Annotated in this window: 11 protein-coding genes; 7 read left to right on the forward strand and 4 right to left on the reverse strand. The window is 67.9% G+C overall.

What is annotated here, in order from left to right; all coding sequences use genetic code 11:
- Window positions 1-16: 16 nt before the first annotated feature.
- The gene (mutM, locus tag BMX32_RS17720; RefSeq protein ID WP_089981389.1) at window positions 17-829 is read left to right on the forward strand and encodes a bifunctional DNA-formamidopyrimidine glycosylase/DNA-(apurinic or apyrimidinic site) lyase; all 813 of its coding nucleotides are present in this window, start codon (window positions 17-19) and stop codon (window positions 827-829) included.
- Between the two features lie 130 nt (window positions 830-959).
- The gene (locus BMX32_RS17725) at window positions 960-1,883 is read left to right on the forward strand and encodes a PI-PLC domain-containing protein (RefSeq protein ID WP_089981395.1); all 924 of its coding nucleotides are present in this window, start codon (window positions 960-962) and stop codon (window positions 1,881-1,883) included.
- A 7-nt stretch (window positions 1,884-1,890) separates the two neighbouring features.
- On the opposite strand, the gene BMX32_RS17730 is transcribed toward BMX32_RS17725, so the two are convergent.
- The gene (locus BMX32_RS17730) at window positions 1,891-2,664 is read right to left on the reverse strand and encodes a hypothetical protein (protein ID WP_089981397.1); all 774 of its coding nucleotides are present in this window, start codon (window positions 2,662-2,664) and stop codon (window positions 1,891-1,893) included.
- Window positions 2,661-3,314 (reverse strand): thymidine kinase, encoded by a 654-nt coding sequence (locus tag BMX32_RS17735; RefSeq protein ID WP_029213273.1) that lies wholly within the window; start codon window positions 3,312-3,314, stop codon window positions 2,661-2,663. The genes BMX32_RS17730 and BMX32_RS17735 overlap by 4 nt, the downstream gene beginning before the upstream one ends.
- 144 nt (window positions 3,315-3,458) lie before the next feature.
- Between BMX32_RS17735 and BMX32_RS17740 the strand changes: the two genes are divergently transcribed.
- Window positions 3,459-5,453 (forward strand): UvrD-helicase domain-containing protein, encoded by a 1,995-nt coding sequence (locus BMX32_RS17740; RefSeq protein WP_029213280.1) that lies wholly within the window; start codon window positions 3,459-3,461, stop codon window positions 5,451-5,453.
- Window positions 5,454-5,463: 10 nt separating this feature from the next.
- Here the strand turns inward: BMX32_RS17740 and BMX32_RS17745 are convergent, their stop codons facing one another.
- Window positions 5,464-6,483 carry an AI-2E family transporter gene (locus BMX32_RS17745; protein ID WP_089981399.1) on the reverse strand — a complete coding sequence of 340 codons (1,020 nt, stop codon included), beginning with the start codon at window positions 6,481-6,483 and terminating at the stop codon, window positions 5,464-5,466.
- Between the two features lie 68 nt (window positions 6,484-6,551).
- On the reverse strand, window positions 6,552-7,571 hold the full coding sequence (locus BMX32_RS17750; protein WP_029213282.1) for an AI-2E family transporter: 1,020 nt from the start codon (window positions 7,569-7,571) through the stop codon (window positions 6,552-6,554).
- Between the two features lie 144 nt (window positions 7,572-7,715).
- On the opposite strand from BMX32_RS17750, the gene BMX32_RS17755 reads away from it, so the two are divergent.
- From BMX32_RS17755 to BMX32_RS17770, 4 genes are all read left to right on the forward strand, one after another.
- Window positions 7,716-8,621 (forward strand): 5'-nucleotidase, lipoprotein e(P4) family, encoded by a 906-nt coding sequence (locus tag BMX32_RS17755; RefSeq protein ID WP_029213283.1) that lies wholly within the window; start codon window positions 7,716-7,718, stop codon window positions 8,619-8,621.
- Between the two features lie 209 nt (window positions 8,622-8,830).
- Window positions 8,831-9,787: a hypothetical protein gene (locus tag BMX32_RS17760; protein WP_089981401.1), complete on the forward strand. Its 957-nt coding sequence runs from the start codon at window positions 8,831-8,833 to the stop codon at window positions 9,785-9,787.
- Between the two features lie 32 nt (window positions 9,788-9,819).
- Complete coding sequence (gene plsB / locus BMX32_RS17765; RefSeq protein WP_089981403.1) at window positions 9,820-12,417, forward strand: glycerol-3-phosphate 1-O-acyltransferase PlsB; 2,598 nt, start codon at window positions 9,820-9,822, stop codon at window positions 12,415-12,417.
- A gap of 138 nt (window positions 12,418-12,555) precedes the next feature.
- A complete protein-coding gene (locus BMX32_RS17770; RefSeq protein WP_089981406.1) occupies window positions 12,556-15,780 on the forward strand; it encodes a dermonecrotic toxin domain-containing protein in 3,225 nt (1,074 codons plus the stop codon).
- Window positions 15,781-15,828 lie beyond the last annotated feature (48 nt).

The raw sequence follows: 15,828 nt of genomic DNA on the forward strand, positions 1-15,828 counted from the left end.
GCCCCATCTTTCCGGTATGCCTGAACTACCCGAAGTCGAAACCACGCGCCGGGGTATCGCGCCGCACATCGAGGGGCGACGAATCACCGGTGTCGTGCTGCGCCGGCCCGATCTGCGCTGGCCGATCCCGCCCGAGATCGCCTCCCTGCTCCCGGGCCAGGTCGTCGACTCCGTCGAACGACGCGCGAAATACCTGCTGCTGCATACCGCGGCGGGTACGGCGCTGCTGCATCTGGGCATGTCGGGCATGCTCCGCGTGCTCCCCGGCGACACGCCGATCGGCAAGCACGACCATGTGGACTTCGTGCTCGATTCCGATCGCGCGCTGCGCTTCACGGATCCTCGCCGGTTCGGCGCGCTGCTCTGGCAGATGCCCGGCGAAACGCACGAGTTGCTGACGGGCATCGGCCCCGAACCGCTGACCGACGCGTTCGACGGCGACGTCCTGTGGCACCTGTCGCGCGGCCGCTCCGCGTCGGTGAAGACCTTCCTGATGGACAACGCGGTCGTCGTCGGCGTCGGCAACATCTACGCCAGCGAGGCGCTCTTCGCCGCCGGTATCGATCCGCGTCGCGCCGCCGGCAAGGTATCGCGCGAGCGCTACGCGAGGCTCGCCACGGAAGTGAAGCGCATCCTCGCCTATGCGATCGAGCGCGGCGGAACGACGCTACGCGATTTCCTCGCGCCCGACGGCGCGCCCGGGTATTTCTTCCAGGAACTCAACGCGTACGGCCGCGCCGGCGAGGCCTGCAAGGCCTGCGGCACGCCGATACGCGTCGTGACACTCGGACAACGCGCGTCGTTCTATTGCCCGACCTGCCAGCGCTGACCCCCGACTTCCGGGCGCTGTGCCGACGTTCGCGGACGTACCCTTCCGACGCGCACGACAGGAGCAGGACGACAGCGGCGTTCTCGACACGAAACCTAGACTTCTCCGGCACCCATCGGAGAAATCACGCATGTCACGTCGTCGTTCACTACATCTGCCGTGCGTCGTTGCCTTCTGCTGCGCGACGCTCGCTGCCCCCGTCACGCGTGCGGACACGCCGGACGACACGTCGCGAACATTCGATCGCTACAGCTGGGTCACGACGCACAACGCGTTCACCAGCAACGGCGCGTTCCCCAACCAGGACCAGACGATCGACCAGCAGCTGGCCCACGGCGTACGCGCGTTCATGCTCGATCTGCATGCCTACGGCGACCGGGTCGCGCTTTGCCACAACACGTGCACCAGGACACCGGCGCTCTTCGCCGACCTGATCAACCACACCCTGCTGCCGTTCCTGCAGCGCGAACCGGACGCGGTGATCAGTCTGCACCTCGAGGATTTCACCACCGCCAGCGCGCTGACGGCGGAGCTCGACATGGCGCCCGGCCTGGCCGGCGCGACGTTCGATCCCGAGGCGTGGCACACGCCTGGGTGGCCGACGTACCGGGCCATCGTCGAAAGCGGTCAGCGCATCCTGACCTTCACGCTGAACGACGCGAACAGCGGCGCGATCGCGACGAAGGCCGGGCCGGTGCATCTCATGCGCAGCGACGCCTTCACGGTGGAGAACTACTGGAGTCTCGGCCTTCCGGTCGTCGAGCACGACTACAGCTGCGTGAGCCGCTGGGAGGACATCCCGCTCGATACCCGCGACGTCGATGGCAAGCCCGGCTGGCCGCGGCTGTTCACGATGAACCACTTCCACGACGCATCCACACCGGTGACCCGCTGGCACGTGCCGGTGGACAACGCCTTCGACCGCCTGCATTCGCGTTATCTGGAACATTGCGAGCCGGCGGCGAAGCGCAAACCCAATTTCGTCGCCGTGGATTTCCACCAGGACGGCGATACCGCGAAGTTCGTCGAGTGGCTGAACGCCGCGGAGGACTGACGCGAGCTCAGTCCGGCCAGCGCATCGCCGCGTGCGTATTGTTGAACTGCGGGTCTTCCTCGTCGCCCGACAGGGCGACGCCGAGACCGCCCGCGACACCGTCGACCTCGATCACCTGTCCGTCCTCGAACCGCGAGCCGAGGGCGCCGAGTTCGACGAGGCGTTCGGAGAGCGCGCCGGCGCGATCGATCTCGCGGTCGGGCACGTTGGTGAGGCTGATGTCGGGGCGACCGAACTTGCGCATGCCACGCGTACGGATCCACGAGCGACCCTTCGTCTCCTCGGGGCTGCAGAGGATCAGCACGTGGTTGCGCGGCGGTGCGCCGCCTTCGACGAGGTAATGCTCGCGCCATGCCTTGGCGTCGAACAGCGTGAGGATCTGAGGATCGACCACCGCCTTGCCGCCCACGTCGAGCAACGCGGCTACGACGCCCAGTGTGTCGCGCAGGTAGTCGAGGCCTTCGCGGTCGGGGAAGCGCCCGCGAATGGCGACGACGTGCGGTGCCGCCTTCGCGGCGGCGAAAGCGGCGGCATTGTCCTCGCGCAGCAGGTCGCCGAGCGCTCCGGACAGCGGATAGCCTTCCCAGCGCGCCAGCACGGCGTTCTGGAAGCGCTGCAGTTCGACCCCCTCGGGCAGGCCCGGGCTACCGTATTTCGCCGCCGGGATCGCGAGGTCTTCCGGGAAGGCGCCGAACACGAAGAACAGCAAGACGGCCTGCTCGTCGCTCTGCTGCCAGTAGGGGCGCGGCCATTGGGCGGCGTGGGTCGTCGTCTCGGTCACGCGTTCTGTCCTTCTTCGGGGTCGGTTTCGCCGAGCGGCAGCACGGGCTGCTGCAATTCGATACGGCCATCGCCGCCGGTGATGCTCTTGAACTCGGCGCGACTGACGGAGACATAGCGGTCGTTCCCGCCGATCTCAACCTGCGGGCCCTGGGTGACCGCGCGACCGTGCTCGTCCACGCGCACGACCATCGTGGCCTTCCGGCCCGAATGGCAGATCGTCTTGATCTCTTCGAGGTTGTCGGCCCACGCCAGCAGGTAGCGACTGCCTTCGAAGAGCTCGCCGCGGAAATCGGTACGCAGGCCATAGGCCAGCACCGGGATGCCGAGGCGATCCACCACGTCGGACAGCTGCCAGACCTGGGCCTTGCTCATGAACTGGGCCTCGTCGACCAGCACGCAATGAAGCGGCCCGCGGGTCGCGATGTCGCGTTCGACGGTGGCGAGGATGTCGTCGTGCGCGGCGAAGCGCATGGCACGGGCCTGTAGGCCGATCCGCGACGCCACGATGCCCTCGCCGTAACGGTCGTCCAGCGCGGGCGTGAGAATGAGCGTGCGCATGCCGCGCTCGTGGTAGTTGTGCGCGCTCTGCAGCAGCGTGGTGGTCTTGCCGGCATTCATTGCCGAGTAATAGAAGTAGAGCTTGGCCATGGACGTTCCGGTGCAGGACCGGGGAGTTTACCGCCGATGGCCCGGCCGGCGCGCGGGTACGGGCCCGGCGCCAGCGGGGCGGTCCGGGGGGCGGCACCTGCTACCATCGTGACCCTCGTCCGCTCTGCCTCGTGGCCGATCCCGATGCTCAATCCGCAACAACACGCGGCCGTCGAATACTGCGACGGCCCCCTCCTCGTGCTGGCCGGCGCCGGCTCCGGCAAGACCCGTGTCATCACGGAAAAGATTTCGCACCTGATCTCGCGGCGGCACCTGGCGGCGGAGAAGATCGCCGCGATCACGTTCACCAACAAGGCCGCGAAGGAGATGCGCGAGCGTGTCTCGAAGCTGATCTCGGACGACGCCGCGAAAGCGCTCACCGTGTGCACCTTCCACGCTCTCGGCCTGAAATTCCTGCAGATCGAGCACGATCGGGCGCGCCTGCGCCGCGGCTTCTCGGTGCTCGACGCCGACGACAGCGCGAACATGATCAAGGAGCTCTCGCCCAAGGGCGTGAAGCCCGAAGTCATCCAGGGCATCCGCAATCTCGTCGGACGCGCCAAGAACGCCGGACTCACGCCCGAAGAAGCCATGGCCTCGGCGCGCAGCCCGCGCGAGATCGAAGCCGCCACCATCTACGACCTCTATCAGCAGCGCCTGTCGGCCTTCAACGCCGTCGATTTCGACGATCTGATCCGCCTGCCGCTGCGCATCCTGGAAACCGACGACGAGGCACGCGCCATCTGGCAGGAACGCCTGCGCTACCTGCTCGTCGACGAATACCAGGACACCAACGACGCCCAGTACCGCCTGCTCAAGGCCATCGCGGGGCCGAAGGCGCGCTTCACCTGCGTGGGCGACGACGACCAGAGCATCTACGCGTGGCGCGGCGCCAACCCCGAGAACATCGACCAGCTCGGGCGCGACTTCACGAATCTCCGCGTGATCAAGCTGGAGCAGAACTACCGTTGCGCGAAACGCATCCTTCGCGCGGCGAACCAGCTCATCGCCAACAATCCGCACGTGCACGAGAAGAAGCTCTGGAGCGACCACATCGAAGGGCCGCCGATCCGCGTGCTCGAGTGCAAGGACAACGAGCACGAAGCCGAGCGTATCGCCGCCATCGCGTCGAACCTGCACGAAAAGTACAAGGACAAGGGCGTCCGCTGGGACGATTTCTGCATCCTGTACCGCGGCAACTTCCAGGCCCGCGTCATCGAGAAGGCGCTGCGCCTCGCGCGCGTGCCGTATCACCTCAGCGGCGCGCTGTCGTTCCTGGATCGGGCGGAGGTGAAGGACATCCTCTGCTACCTGCGCCTGATCACCAATCCGACCGACGACGCCGCGTTCCTGCGCGTCGTCAACGTCCCCAAGCGCGAGATCGGCGCCACGTCGCTCGAGAAGCTCGGCCAGGTCGCGCAGTCGCGCAACGCGTCGCTGCTCGACGCGGCGCGCAGCGACATGGCGCTGAAATCGATCGCCGCGCGTCCTGCCGGCGCGCTCGCCGGGTTCGCGCGGCTGATGGACGAACTGCGCAGCCACGCGGTGCACGAAAGCGCCGCCGACCTCGTCACCACCGTGATCGAGAAGACCGGCTACGGCGCGCAGATCGCCGCGTCCACGCCGGACGAGGCGCTGCGCGAGCGCCGCCTCGGCAACCTGCGCGAACTGGCCGACTGGTTCCGCGCGATGGGCAAGGACGGCGGCCGCACCGGCGATATCGCCGCGCAGCTCGCCCTGCTCAGTCACGCCGACCGCGACGACCCGGGCAACGCGCTGCGCATGATGACGCTGCATTCCGCGAAAGGCCTCGAATTCCGTTTCGTCTTCATCGTCGGCTGCGAGGACGGGACGCTGCCGCACGAAGGCGCGATCGACGAAGGCCGCCTCGACGAAGAGCGGCGCCTGATGTACGTGGGCATCACCCGGGCGAAGGAACTGCTGACGCTGTCGTTCGCGGCACGCTCGCGCAAGTACGGCGAAGTGCTCACCAACGATCCCAGCCGCTTCCTCGACGAACTGCCGCAGGACGACCTGCACTGGGACGGCAAGGATCCGGAAGCGGATGCCGAGGTGAAGAAGGACACCGCGGAGACGCACATGGCGCGCATCCGGGCGATGCTGGCCGGCGGCGCCTGAGTCGCACGGGTCAGACGAGGCCTTCGGTTTCCAGCTCGCTCTTCAGGTACGCGTAGTAGATTGGCGCGGCCACGAGGCCCGCGAGACCGAAGGCGGCCTCGAACGCCAGCATCGCCACGAGCAGTTCCCATGTGCGCGCGCGGATCTGTCCGCCGACGATGCGCGCGTTGAGGAAATACTCCAGCTTGTGCACGACGATCAGGAATCCCAACGCCGCCACGCCGACCCACAGCCCCACCGACAGCGCGGCGACGGTCACCAGCGTGTTCGAGATCAGGTTACCCACCACGGGCAGCAGGCCCGTGACGAACGTGAGGATCACGAGCGTCTTCGCCAGCGGCACGTGGATCCCGAACAGAGGCAGTGCGATCAGCAGGAAACCAGCCGCCAGCGCGGTATTGATCGCGGAAATCTTCAGCTGCGCGAAGATGATGTTGTGGAAAGCGCGAGCCAGCGTCGCCGCACGTGTCGCGAGTTCGGACGACAGCGGCCGCGATGGCCGGGCGCCGGCACCGTGCGACACCGCGACGATCGCGCCGAGCACCAGCCCGATCAGCACATGGGCGAAGACGCGTGCCGCCGTGGTGCCGACCAGGCGCAGGTCGCCGGAGTGGTCGTGCGCCCAGGCCATGCCCTGCTCACGGAAATCGATGAAGCTGTCCGGCAGGTTCGACGTCAGCCAGGCGGGGAGTTGCTCGTGCGCCTTGGTCAGCAGCGGCAGGAGCTTGGTGTCCCACAGCGCCTGCGGATCGCCGAGATCGCGACGGTAGAAGGTGAGTGCGCCGACCACGATCAGGATGATCGCGCCAACCACGACGACGGTCACCACGCCGACGGCCAGGAGGCGCGCGCGCTCGCCCGGAATCACACGGCGGATCAGCGGCGTGAGCGTCTCCACCACCTCGTACACGAGCAGCCCGGCGAGCAGCGCGGAAATGAGGTGAAGCATGAGGATGCCCCACAACGCCAGCGCCGCCAGCACATAACTGGCGATGCGGATCGTGCGTTGGTCGAATGGCGTGGCCGGCATCTGGGGGTCCTTCGGAAGTGGCGCGATTGGAGCAGTCCCGCGATGAACGCGGGATCAAACCCGGGGCGTCAGATGAGGTGCGACGCCTCCAGCTCGGCCTTGAGGTAGGCGTAGAAGATCGGTGCGGCCACCACGCCGGGCAGGCCGAACGCCGCCTCGAACAGGAGCATCGCGACGAGCAGCTCCCACGCGCGGGCGCGGATCTGGCTGCCGACGATGCGCGCATTGAGGAAGTACTCGAACTTGTGGATCACGATCAGGAAGGCGAGCGCACCGAGGCCCACGTACAGCGACACGGACAAGCCCACGACCGTGATGGCCGTGTTCGAGAGCAGGTTGCCGATCACCGGCAGCAGGCCGACGACGAAGGTGATGACGATCAGCGTCTTGGTCAGCGGCAGGTGCACGCCGAACATCGGCAGCACGGCGAGCAGGTAGATGGCCGTGAACAGCGTGTTGAACAGCGAGATCTTGATCTGGGCGAACACGATGTTGTGGAAGGCGTCGGCGAGGCGCGCGGAACGCAGGCTCAGCTCGGCCGCGAACGGCCCCACCTGATGCGTCGGACGTGTACGGCTCAGCGCGACGATCGCGCCGAGCACGAGGCCGATGAGGATGTGCACGACCACCCTCGCCGCTTCCTTGCCGGCGAGCTGCAGCGTCACGGCGTGCGAGCGTGCCCAGTCCATGGCGGTGATGCGCAGGGCCTCGACGCTGTCGGGAAGGCGATCCACGATCGCCGGGGGCAACTGCTGCCGCGCACGCTCCACCAGCGGCATGAGCCGGTTCTGCCAGAGGTCTTCGGGATTGCCGATCTCACTCCGGAAGAAGCTGATGCCGCCGAAGACGAGCAGTGTCAGCAGCCCCACCACCAGGATGCCGACGAGCGCCACGACGAGCACGCGCGCGCGATCCCCCGAGAGACGCCGGCCCATCAGGGGCGCCGTGGAAACCACCACCTCGTAGACCAGCAGGCCGGCGAGCAGGGCCGGCAGCAGGCGAAGGTAGAGCACGAGGAAAAGGCCCAGTCCGGCGGCGATGTAGCTGGCGATGCGCACGGCGTGCGCTCGCGAGGTGGCAACTTCCATGGACGATTCCGTCGTGGATGGAGGCGCAGTCTGTCAGGACGCGGGGCCATAGCGCCAGAGCCGTGCCTTACGTCGTCACCCTGTCGTAAACTGCGCCGACAATCGCCGCCCCACGGGCGCGGTGCCCGATCAACAGGGGTTGTCATGATGAAGTTCGCTCCGGTCGCGATGGCGGCCGTTCTGTCGCTGGCGGGGTGCGCCCACGCGCCGCAGGCTGTCCGTCCGACGCCGGCACCGGTCGCGGCGCCGGCACCGACCGCTCCCGCCGGCCCCGCCGCGGACGACAACCTCAACGCCGTCGCCTGGGCGCAGGACGCCAGCGAGCACGACTTCATCTACGTGCAGACCTATCGCGACGCCACCGACCGCTTGCTGCGCGCGAAGAACGACGCCGGCTGGGACGCGCTGCCGAAGGCCGACCGCGCGACGCATCCGTCGCTGAAGGGCCTCAAGCCCGCCGTGATCCTCGACATCGACGAGACGGTGCTCGACAACTCGCCTTACCAGGCTCGCCTGATCCGCTCGGGCGGCGAGTTCAACGAGGCCGAGTGGGCCGCATGGTGCAAGGAAGCCATCGCGCGTCCGATGCCCGGCGCGCTCGCCTTCACGAAGTTCGCGGCCGACCACGGTATCGCCGTGTTCTACATCTCCAACCGCGCGAAGGACCTGCAGGACGCGACGCTCGCCAACCTGCGCTCGGCAGGGTTCCCCGTCGCGGGCACGTCGTCGTTCCTCGGCCTGGGCACTTTCGTCGAGGGCTGCGAACAGGTCGGCAGCGAGAAGAGCTGCCGTCGTCAGCGGGTGGCGAAGGATTATCGCGTCCTCATGCAGTTCGGCGACCAGATCAGCGATTTCACCGACGTGCCCGGCAACACGGCCGAAGGCCGCGCGAAGGCCATGGCGCCTTACACCGACTGGATCGGCACGCGCTGGTTCGTCCTGCCGAACCCGACCTACGGCGCATGGGAGAGCGCGCTTTTCGACAACGACTTCAGCCTCCCTCGCGCCGAACGTCGCCAGAAAAAGATCGACGCGCTCAAAGTTAATTAAATCATAGGGTTAATGATGTTAAGCTGACATATTGCTTTAGCAATGTCGGCCAACTATCATTCCTCTCGCCGAAACCTGCGGTGCCCAAAGCAAAGCAGGCGAGGCCATTTCCCTTTCCGGCTTCGGGCTGGATAACCCCGTGAGGCCTCGCGTCTCCGGGGTTTTTTCTTGTTACGCTTCGCGCCCTGCCGTCTCCGAAGCCACGTGCCATGTTCCGCAACCTGTCGAAGCCCTTGGTGCTGGTGCTCGCGATGCTCCTCGTCGCCGCCTGCAACCGGCAGAAGGACGCGCCCGGTACCCCCGGCGGCGGCTCGCCGGAAGATGCCACGCGCGAATCGCTGGCCCTGCTCCGCGACGGCAAGTTCGATCTCTTCTGGCGCCACGCGCTGCCGCCGGCGGATTTCGCGACGCTGCGCGCCGACTGGCCGCGTCGCAACGCCAGCGAAGGTCCGCTGACCGGCGACGATCGCGCGAAGTTCGAAGCGGGCGTGAAACGGCTGACCGAACCCGACGCGGAGAAGAAACTCTTCGCCGACCTGCGTCCCACGCTGGTGCGCTTCGATCGCGACTACAAGGACCAGATGCCGCTGATCTCGGGCATCGGCCAGTCGATGGCGCTCACCGCGATCGAACAGGCGAAAGATCTCACCCTGTCGCAGAAACGGCAGCTTCGCGAAGCCGTCAACATCGTCGGGCCATGGACGCAGACGGTCGCGTGGGGCGACCAGGCGAAGGCGAAAACGGCGATCGCCACGGTGGTCGATACCGCGCGCAAGGCCAACCTTTCCACGGCCGATGCCCTGCATGGGATGACGTTCGAGCAGTCGATGGCGACGTGGTCCACCGCATGGCTGGGGCTGAAGCGACTGCTCGATGTCTACGGCCTGTCCGTCGACCAGACCTTCGATTCCATCAGCATCGACACGCTGGAGAAAAGCGGCGGGTCGGCGCATGTGAAGATCACCTACACCCTGCTGGGCAAGCCGATCCAGACCGACGCGACGCTCGTGATGCTGGACGGCCGATGGTATGACAGCGACCTGCTGCAGCGCGTGCGCGACGAGCACGCCCGCATGAACCCCCCGGCCGCCCCCGGCACCGCGCCGGCGCGCGCGTCCACGGTCGTCGCCCCCGCTGGACCCGTGGCCGACGCCCGGACGCGCTGAGGCCGTACAATCCCACGATGCCAGATATCCCGATGAGTGCGGATCCGCACGTCCATGTCGCCCGTTCGCCCTGGTGGTTCAAACTGCTGGGGCGCCTGCTCGAACCCTGGGTGCGCATCAAGCGCGACCCCGCGGAGCCCGCCGCGCTGCTCAACGGGGGCGCGGCGGTCTGCTATGCCATCGAGCGCGACGGCACGTCCGATGCGCTGATCCTCGAGCGCGCCTGCCGCGAGGCCGGGCTGCCCAGCCCGATGCAGCTGCTCGACCTGCCGGGCCGTCGCCGTCGCTCCGTGTTCTCGCTGAGCCGTCGCCACGGCTGGCTGTTCGGGCGCACCGACGCGCGCGGTCCGAAGGAGCCCATCGGCCAGCTCATCCGCGCGCTCGAGGACGATCCGACGCGCGACATCCAGATCGTGCCCGTGTCGATCTACGTCGGCCGCGCGCCCAATCGCGAAAGCGGCTGGTTCAGCGTGCTCTTCGCGGAGAACTGGCTCGTCGTCGGTCGCTTCCGCCGCATGCTCGCGCTGCTGCTCAACGGTCGCGACACCGTGGTGCATTTTTCGGCGCCCGTGTCGCTGCGCAACGTGCTCGGCGAATCCGGCGGCATCACGCCGGAACGGCTCACGCGCAAGATCGCCCGCGTGTTGCGCACGCACTTCCGTCGCATCCGCGCCGCGGTCATCGGTCCCGACCTCTCGCATCGCCGGACGGTAGTCGACGCGGTGCTGAACACCGAGCCGGTGCGCGACGCGATCGCCGCCACCGCGAGCAAGGAGAACATCCCGCTCGCGAAGGCGGAGCGACGAGCACGCGACTTCGCGCTCGAGATCTCGGCCGACTACTCGCATCCCGTGGTTCGCTCGTCGTCGTTCCTGCTGTCCAATTTCTGGAACAAGCTCTACGACGGCATCGCGATGCATCACTTCGACAAGGCGCGCGCCGCCGCGCCCGGCCACGAAGTGGTCTACGTGCCGTGCCATCGCAGCCATACCGATTACCTCCTGCTCTCGTATCAGCTGCACCACTCGGGCGTGGTGCCGCCGCACATCGCGGCGGGCGTGAACCTCAACCTCCCGGTGGTCGGACCCATCCTGCGCCGCGGCGGCGCGTTCTTCCTGCGCCGCAGCTTCAAGGGCAACGCGCTGTATTCGGTGGTGTTCAACGAGTACCTCGCGCAGCTGGTCGATCGCGGCGTGCCGCTGGAATACTTCATCGAAGGCGGCCGTTCGCGCACGGGGCGCCTGCTCGCCCCGCGCGCGGGCATGCTGGTGATGACGTTGCGCGCGTTCCTGCGCGCCCCGCGGCGTCCGGTGCTCTTCCAGCCCGTTTATATCGGCTACGAGAAGCTCATGGAGGGCAAGTCGTACATCGGTGAGCTGTCCGGCAAGCCGAAGGAGAAGGAATCGCTGCTGGGCCTGATCCGCGGCCTCAAGGTGCTGCGCCAGCGTTATGGCCACGTCACGCTCAACTTCGGCGAGCCGATCCTGCTGACGCCGATGCTCGACGCCGCCGCGCCCGACTGGCGCGACGCGGCCGCCGATCCCGACGTGAAGCCCGACTGGATGAATCGCGTGGTCGACGACCTCGCCGAGCGGATCCAGGTGAACATCAACCGCGCGGCGGACGTCAACCCGATCAACCTGCTGGCGCTCGCCCTGCTGGCGACGCCCAAACACGCGATGGCCGAGAACGACCTGCTCGCGCAGATCGAACTGACCAAGGCCATGCTGCAGGAACTGCCCTACTCCGATCGCGTCACGATCACGCCGATGAATCCGCAGGGCGTCATCGCGTACGGGGAGCAGATGGGCTGGATACGTCGCGTGCGCCATCCGCTGGGCGACGTGCTCGTGACCGAAGGCGAGCAGGCCGTGCTGCTCTCGTACTTCCGCAACAACGTGCTGCATCTCAACGCGGCGGCGGCCTGGGTCGCGGCCTGCTTCCTCAACAACCGCCGCATGTCGCGTTCCTCGGTCATCCGTCTCGGTCGCATCATCTACCCCTTCATCCAGGGCGAGCTGTTCCTGCCATGGGACGAGGACGGATTCGCCGCACAGGTGCAGGACACCATCGAATTCTTCGTGCGTCGCGGCATCCTCGAGGCCAGCGCGGAGGGTCGCGTACTCGAGCGCGGGCCGGGCCAGGACGATGGCGCATACCAGCTGCGCGTGATCGCGCGCAGCATGCTGCAGGCGTTCGAGCGCTACTACATCGCCATCGCGGCACTGGTGAAGAACGGTCCGCACACCATGACGGCGGGCGAACTCGAAACGGCGTGCACGCTCACCGCGCAACGTCTCAGCCTGCTCAATGAGCTTTCGGCGCCGGAGTTCTTCGACAAGGCCCTTTTCCGCGGCTTCATCCAGAAGCTGCGCGAGGCGAAGGTGGTCTGGACCGACGACGCCGGCAAGCTCGATTTCAGCGAGGCACTGGAAGACATGGTGCGCGACGCACGCGTGATCCTGGCGCGCGAAGTCCGCCACTCGATCCTGAAGATCACGCCCGGGGGCGAGAACGATCGCGACCTCGATGCGCGACCGCCGGTGGATCCCGACGATGGATCGGCCGGGCCGTCGCTGCACGAGCGCCACGTCGCCAACGAGCGCGAGCGCCATCACGGCCCGGGATGACGCCGCCGACGCCAGGCGAAACCTGACACGGGGGCGCGGACAATGCAGGCCATAGCAGCGGCATGATCCTAGGGGACGGCGTGAGCGCCGTCCCTAAACTTTGCGGCGAATCAATCACGCAAAGGATCGCTCTTGGACATGCTCCCCCCGCAGGCGCCGCCTGCACACACCCAGGCCATCTACCAGCAAGCCGAACAGGCCTTCGACCGCGTCGTCGCCCTACAGGGCTGGCTCGCCACCGAGCACGCCGCGCTGCCGGGCATGCCCGCCGACGCCTCGCTCACCACGTTCCTCGGCGCACTGGACGGCTACTGGAACGCCGCGCCATCGCAGGTGTCGACCGATCCGTCGCGGCGCCAGGCGGTCGCGACGCGCGTTGCCGCGGCGGCGCGCGATCTCGCGACACTCGCGCATGAGGACGGCACGATGGACACCTCGCTGCGCGACCTCGCGCGTGCGGTGACGGCCCCCGGTGGCACCCTTCCTGCGAGCCTCCGCGTGCACGAAGCGCTGTTCGCCGGCGTTCCCTACGCGGGCGTGCTGCTCGTGCAAGACGCGACGCAGGGCGAGCGCGTGCTCGCTTTCTTCACCGATCACGGCTGGGAGACATTCGACGACCTCGCCGCCGCGCGGCAGGCCCTCGAATCGCGTGCGCGTGCCGCGCTCGTGACGTCGGCCGATCTCCCCGGCATCGCGCGCCAGCACCTGACGAATCTCGACGCGACGCCGTTCGTCGGCACGCGCCCCGTCGACGGCGACGCGTTCGCGACGCTCGTGGATCGCCTCGTGGCGATGCAGAAGGACAAGCTCGCGCAGGCATGGTTCGAAGCCGGCCTCGATAGCGACGCCCGACGCGCCACCGACCGGGCGGACGCGGTCGCCGACATCCTGGCGAGCGACCGCATTTTCGATGCGGCCGCCGCGCTGGCCGCGCGCCAGGAACGGCTGGCGGAGGCGATCAGCGAACAGCGCCTTGCACGGGTGCCGGCGAATGTCGCAGACGACTGGCGTCAGGCGAAGGACGACTACGTGACGTTGCAACAATCCATCGCGCGACGCGCGACGCAAGGCTATGCCGCACCCGTCATGGGTCTCGCGGCGTTCACGCGGCACGTGCTGGACGAACGCCTGCGCGCGCTCGGCGTCACGCAGTCGGCCGCCGACATCGCCATCGACATCGAGAATTACCACCGCTTCCTGCCGCAGGCCGTCGTCGACCTCTTCGCGGACGCGAAGCCACCGTCGATGACCCTCGTCGACCTGGCGTATCGCAACATCGGTACCGACGACCCGGTGCGCCTGACGGCGACCGACACGCAAGGCGGCGTCATCGCCGCGCTCGACGACGCGACATTGCGGCGACTCGTGCGGGAGGCGAACGTGCACGTGCGCTATCCCGCGTACGTCGACCTCGAACTGCGCACCGGATCCAACGCCCCGGACCGTCGCGATCCCGTGTCCGTGCTGCAGCGGGCCCGGATGCGTCTGCTCGCGAACGAGGCACGGCTGTCGTACTACCTCGACGGCGAACCGCGCTCGTTCCGCCGCGAGCGCACGGAGCGCGGCTTCCGCTGGGTCGAGGCCGTGCTGGACGCGCCGACCCTCGCCGCGCGCGCCCGCGTCGAGGGCCACGCCATTCACGTGAGCCAGCTTACCTACCGGGGCGCGCCGCTGCGCGATGTACTACTGATCGGCGCGCGCGATCCGCGAAGCGTGCCGTCCGTCGTGCTCTACACGCCGGACGCGCCCGACGGCATCACGTTCCGCGAATTCAACGACCGGCAGGAGGCCGGCCGGAAGTTTCTCTACGATCCGGCGTTCTCCGACTACCTGCTCGACCGCCTGCCGATGGATCACGCCGTCGTCCGATCCAACGGAACGCGCGCCTTCGCGGGCGATCGCCTCGCGAACTGGGTGCTCGGCTCGGGAGACACCGGCAACTACACCTTTACCGCCGAGCCGTTCGCCGAACGTCATGTGGAGGGCGACGTCTTCGCGACCCTGTATGAGACCGACACCCAACTGGGCCTGTACAACGCCCGCGCCCTCACCACCGGCACGGACGATGCGCAGTCGCGCTGGATCGACGAATACCAGCGCAAGATGGTGGCGAACGTGGCCCGCGTGGTCGTCGACGTCGTGACCGCCCCGATCCACTCGGCGGCAGCGGGCTGGCGCCTTTACGACAGCGTCAAGGCGGGCGATACGACCCAGAGCTTCGTCGACTTCACGCAGTTCTACGTGGCGTCGCTCTGGGCCGCGCCGGGCGTGCACCACTTCGCACGCACCGGCATGGGCCGTGGCCTGGTCGCCGGTCGGTTCCGCGCCGCGGGCACGCTCGTCGACGCACGCGCCGCCGCGCCGCAGAAGGTGGTCTTCGAATCGAAATACGCCGCGCAGGGCGTGCGCAAGGCGGGTCGCGCGAGCGACGAGGGCATCTACACGATCGGCGACGCACGCTACATCGAGCACGACGGAAAGCTCTACGGCGTCCGCTTCGACACCGACTACGGCACGTGGCGCCTGGCACGCCCGCAGAGCGGGCCGGGCGGCTGGGGCCCCGCCATCGAGCGCACGGCGATGGGCCACTGGGCGTTTCACCGCGTCGGCCTGCGCGGCGGTTCGGGGCGCGGCGCGGCGGGTGGCCGCAGCCGCCAGGTCGATACCTTCGACGAATTCGTGGACGAGGCGGAACGTGCGTTCCCGGACCCGGTCGAGCGCGAGCGCGTGATGGGCCAGATGCGCAGGGAGCTCACGGAAAACATCCCGGCGACGATCACCGGCGAGCAGCGCGCCCGCTGGGCCGCGGCCTGCGAGCGTGCGCGGATGCGCGCACCGAATCGCCTTCCGCTGATGGATAGCGTGCCCCGCTCGGTCGGTCAGGACCTCACCACGGCTCCGCTCCCGCCAGGGATCCGGCGCGTTCCGGACGCGGAAGTACCCTCGACGCTGTACTTCTACGACCGCCTGCCGTTCAAGAACAGCCGCCTGATAAGGAGCATCTACCGCCCCAACGAAGGCTACTCCAACAACTCCGGCAGTATCCGGGTCCAGATGATCGCCGATGGCATGCCCGGCGTGCGGGCCACCACGGTGGCGCCCGACGCGCCGGTCGCCCAGATCGAGACCGCCATGGGCTTCGCCCCCCGGTCCGTGGCGCGAAAGCAGAGCTTCTCGGTCGAGTTCCGGACCCGTGAACTCACGCAGACGATGCCCGACCAGACTGCGCCGAAGGTGCACGTCTACGCGCCCACGAACGGGCCGGCCGGCACCTATTACCTGGTGCCGGTGGACGGGAGCGACGAGATCCGTATCAACTTCTTCGACGTGCAGAAGTACCTCCCCGGCGGTGGCGCCCACTGACGGACCGACGTGAGGAAGCTGCGGGCGGGTGGGTTTTGGAGATACCAT

Source organism: Luteibacter sp. UNCMF331Sha3.1 (assembly GCF_900109915.1).
In the GTDB taxonomy this organism is placed as follows: domain Bacteria; phylum Pseudomonadota; class Gammaproteobacteria; order Xanthomonadales; family Rhodanobacteraceae; genus Luteibacter.

Bases quoted from the DNA above. Each gene is read 5' to 3' on its own strand.
- BMX32_RS17750 (WP_029213282.1), bottom strand. From the start codon at position 7,571: ATGGAAGTTGCCACCTCGCGAGCGCACGCCGTGCGCATCGCCAGCTAC.
- BMX32_RS17755 (WP_029213283.1), top strand. From the start codon at position 7,716: ATGATGAAGTTCGCTCCGGTCGCGATGGCGGCCGTTCTGTCGCTGGCG.
- BMX32_RS17740 (WP_029213280.1), top strand. From the start codon at position 3,459: ATGCTCAATCCGCAACAACACGCGGCCGTCGAATACTGCGACGGCCCC.
- BMX32_RS17770 (WP_089981406.1), top strand. From the start codon at position 12,556: ATGCTCCCCCCGCAGGCGCCGCCTGCACACACCCAGGCCATCTACCAG.
- BMX32_RS17760 (WP_089981401.1), top strand. From the start codon at position 8,831: ATGTTCCGCAACCTGTCGAAGCCCTTGGTGCTGGTGCTCGCGATGCTC.
- BMX32_RS17735 (WP_029213273.1), bottom strand. From the start codon at position 3,314: ATGGCCAAGCTCTACTTCTATTACTCGGCAATGAATGCCGGCAAGACC.
- BMX32_RS17745 (WP_089981399.1), bottom strand. From the start codon at position 6,483: ATGCCGGCCACGCCATTCGACCAACGCACGATCCGCATCGCCAGTTAT.
- mutM (WP_089981389.1), top strand. From the start codon at position 17: ATGCCTGAACTACCCGAAGTCGAAACCACGCGCCGGGGTATCGCGCCG.
- plsB (WP_089981403.1), top strand. From the start codon at position 9,820: ATGAGTGCGGATCCGCACGTCCATGTCGCCCGTTCGCCCTGGTGGTTC.
- BMX32_RS17725 (WP_089981395.1), top strand. From the start codon at position 960: ATGTCACGTCGTCGTTCACTACATCTGCCGTGCGTCGTTGCCTTCTGC.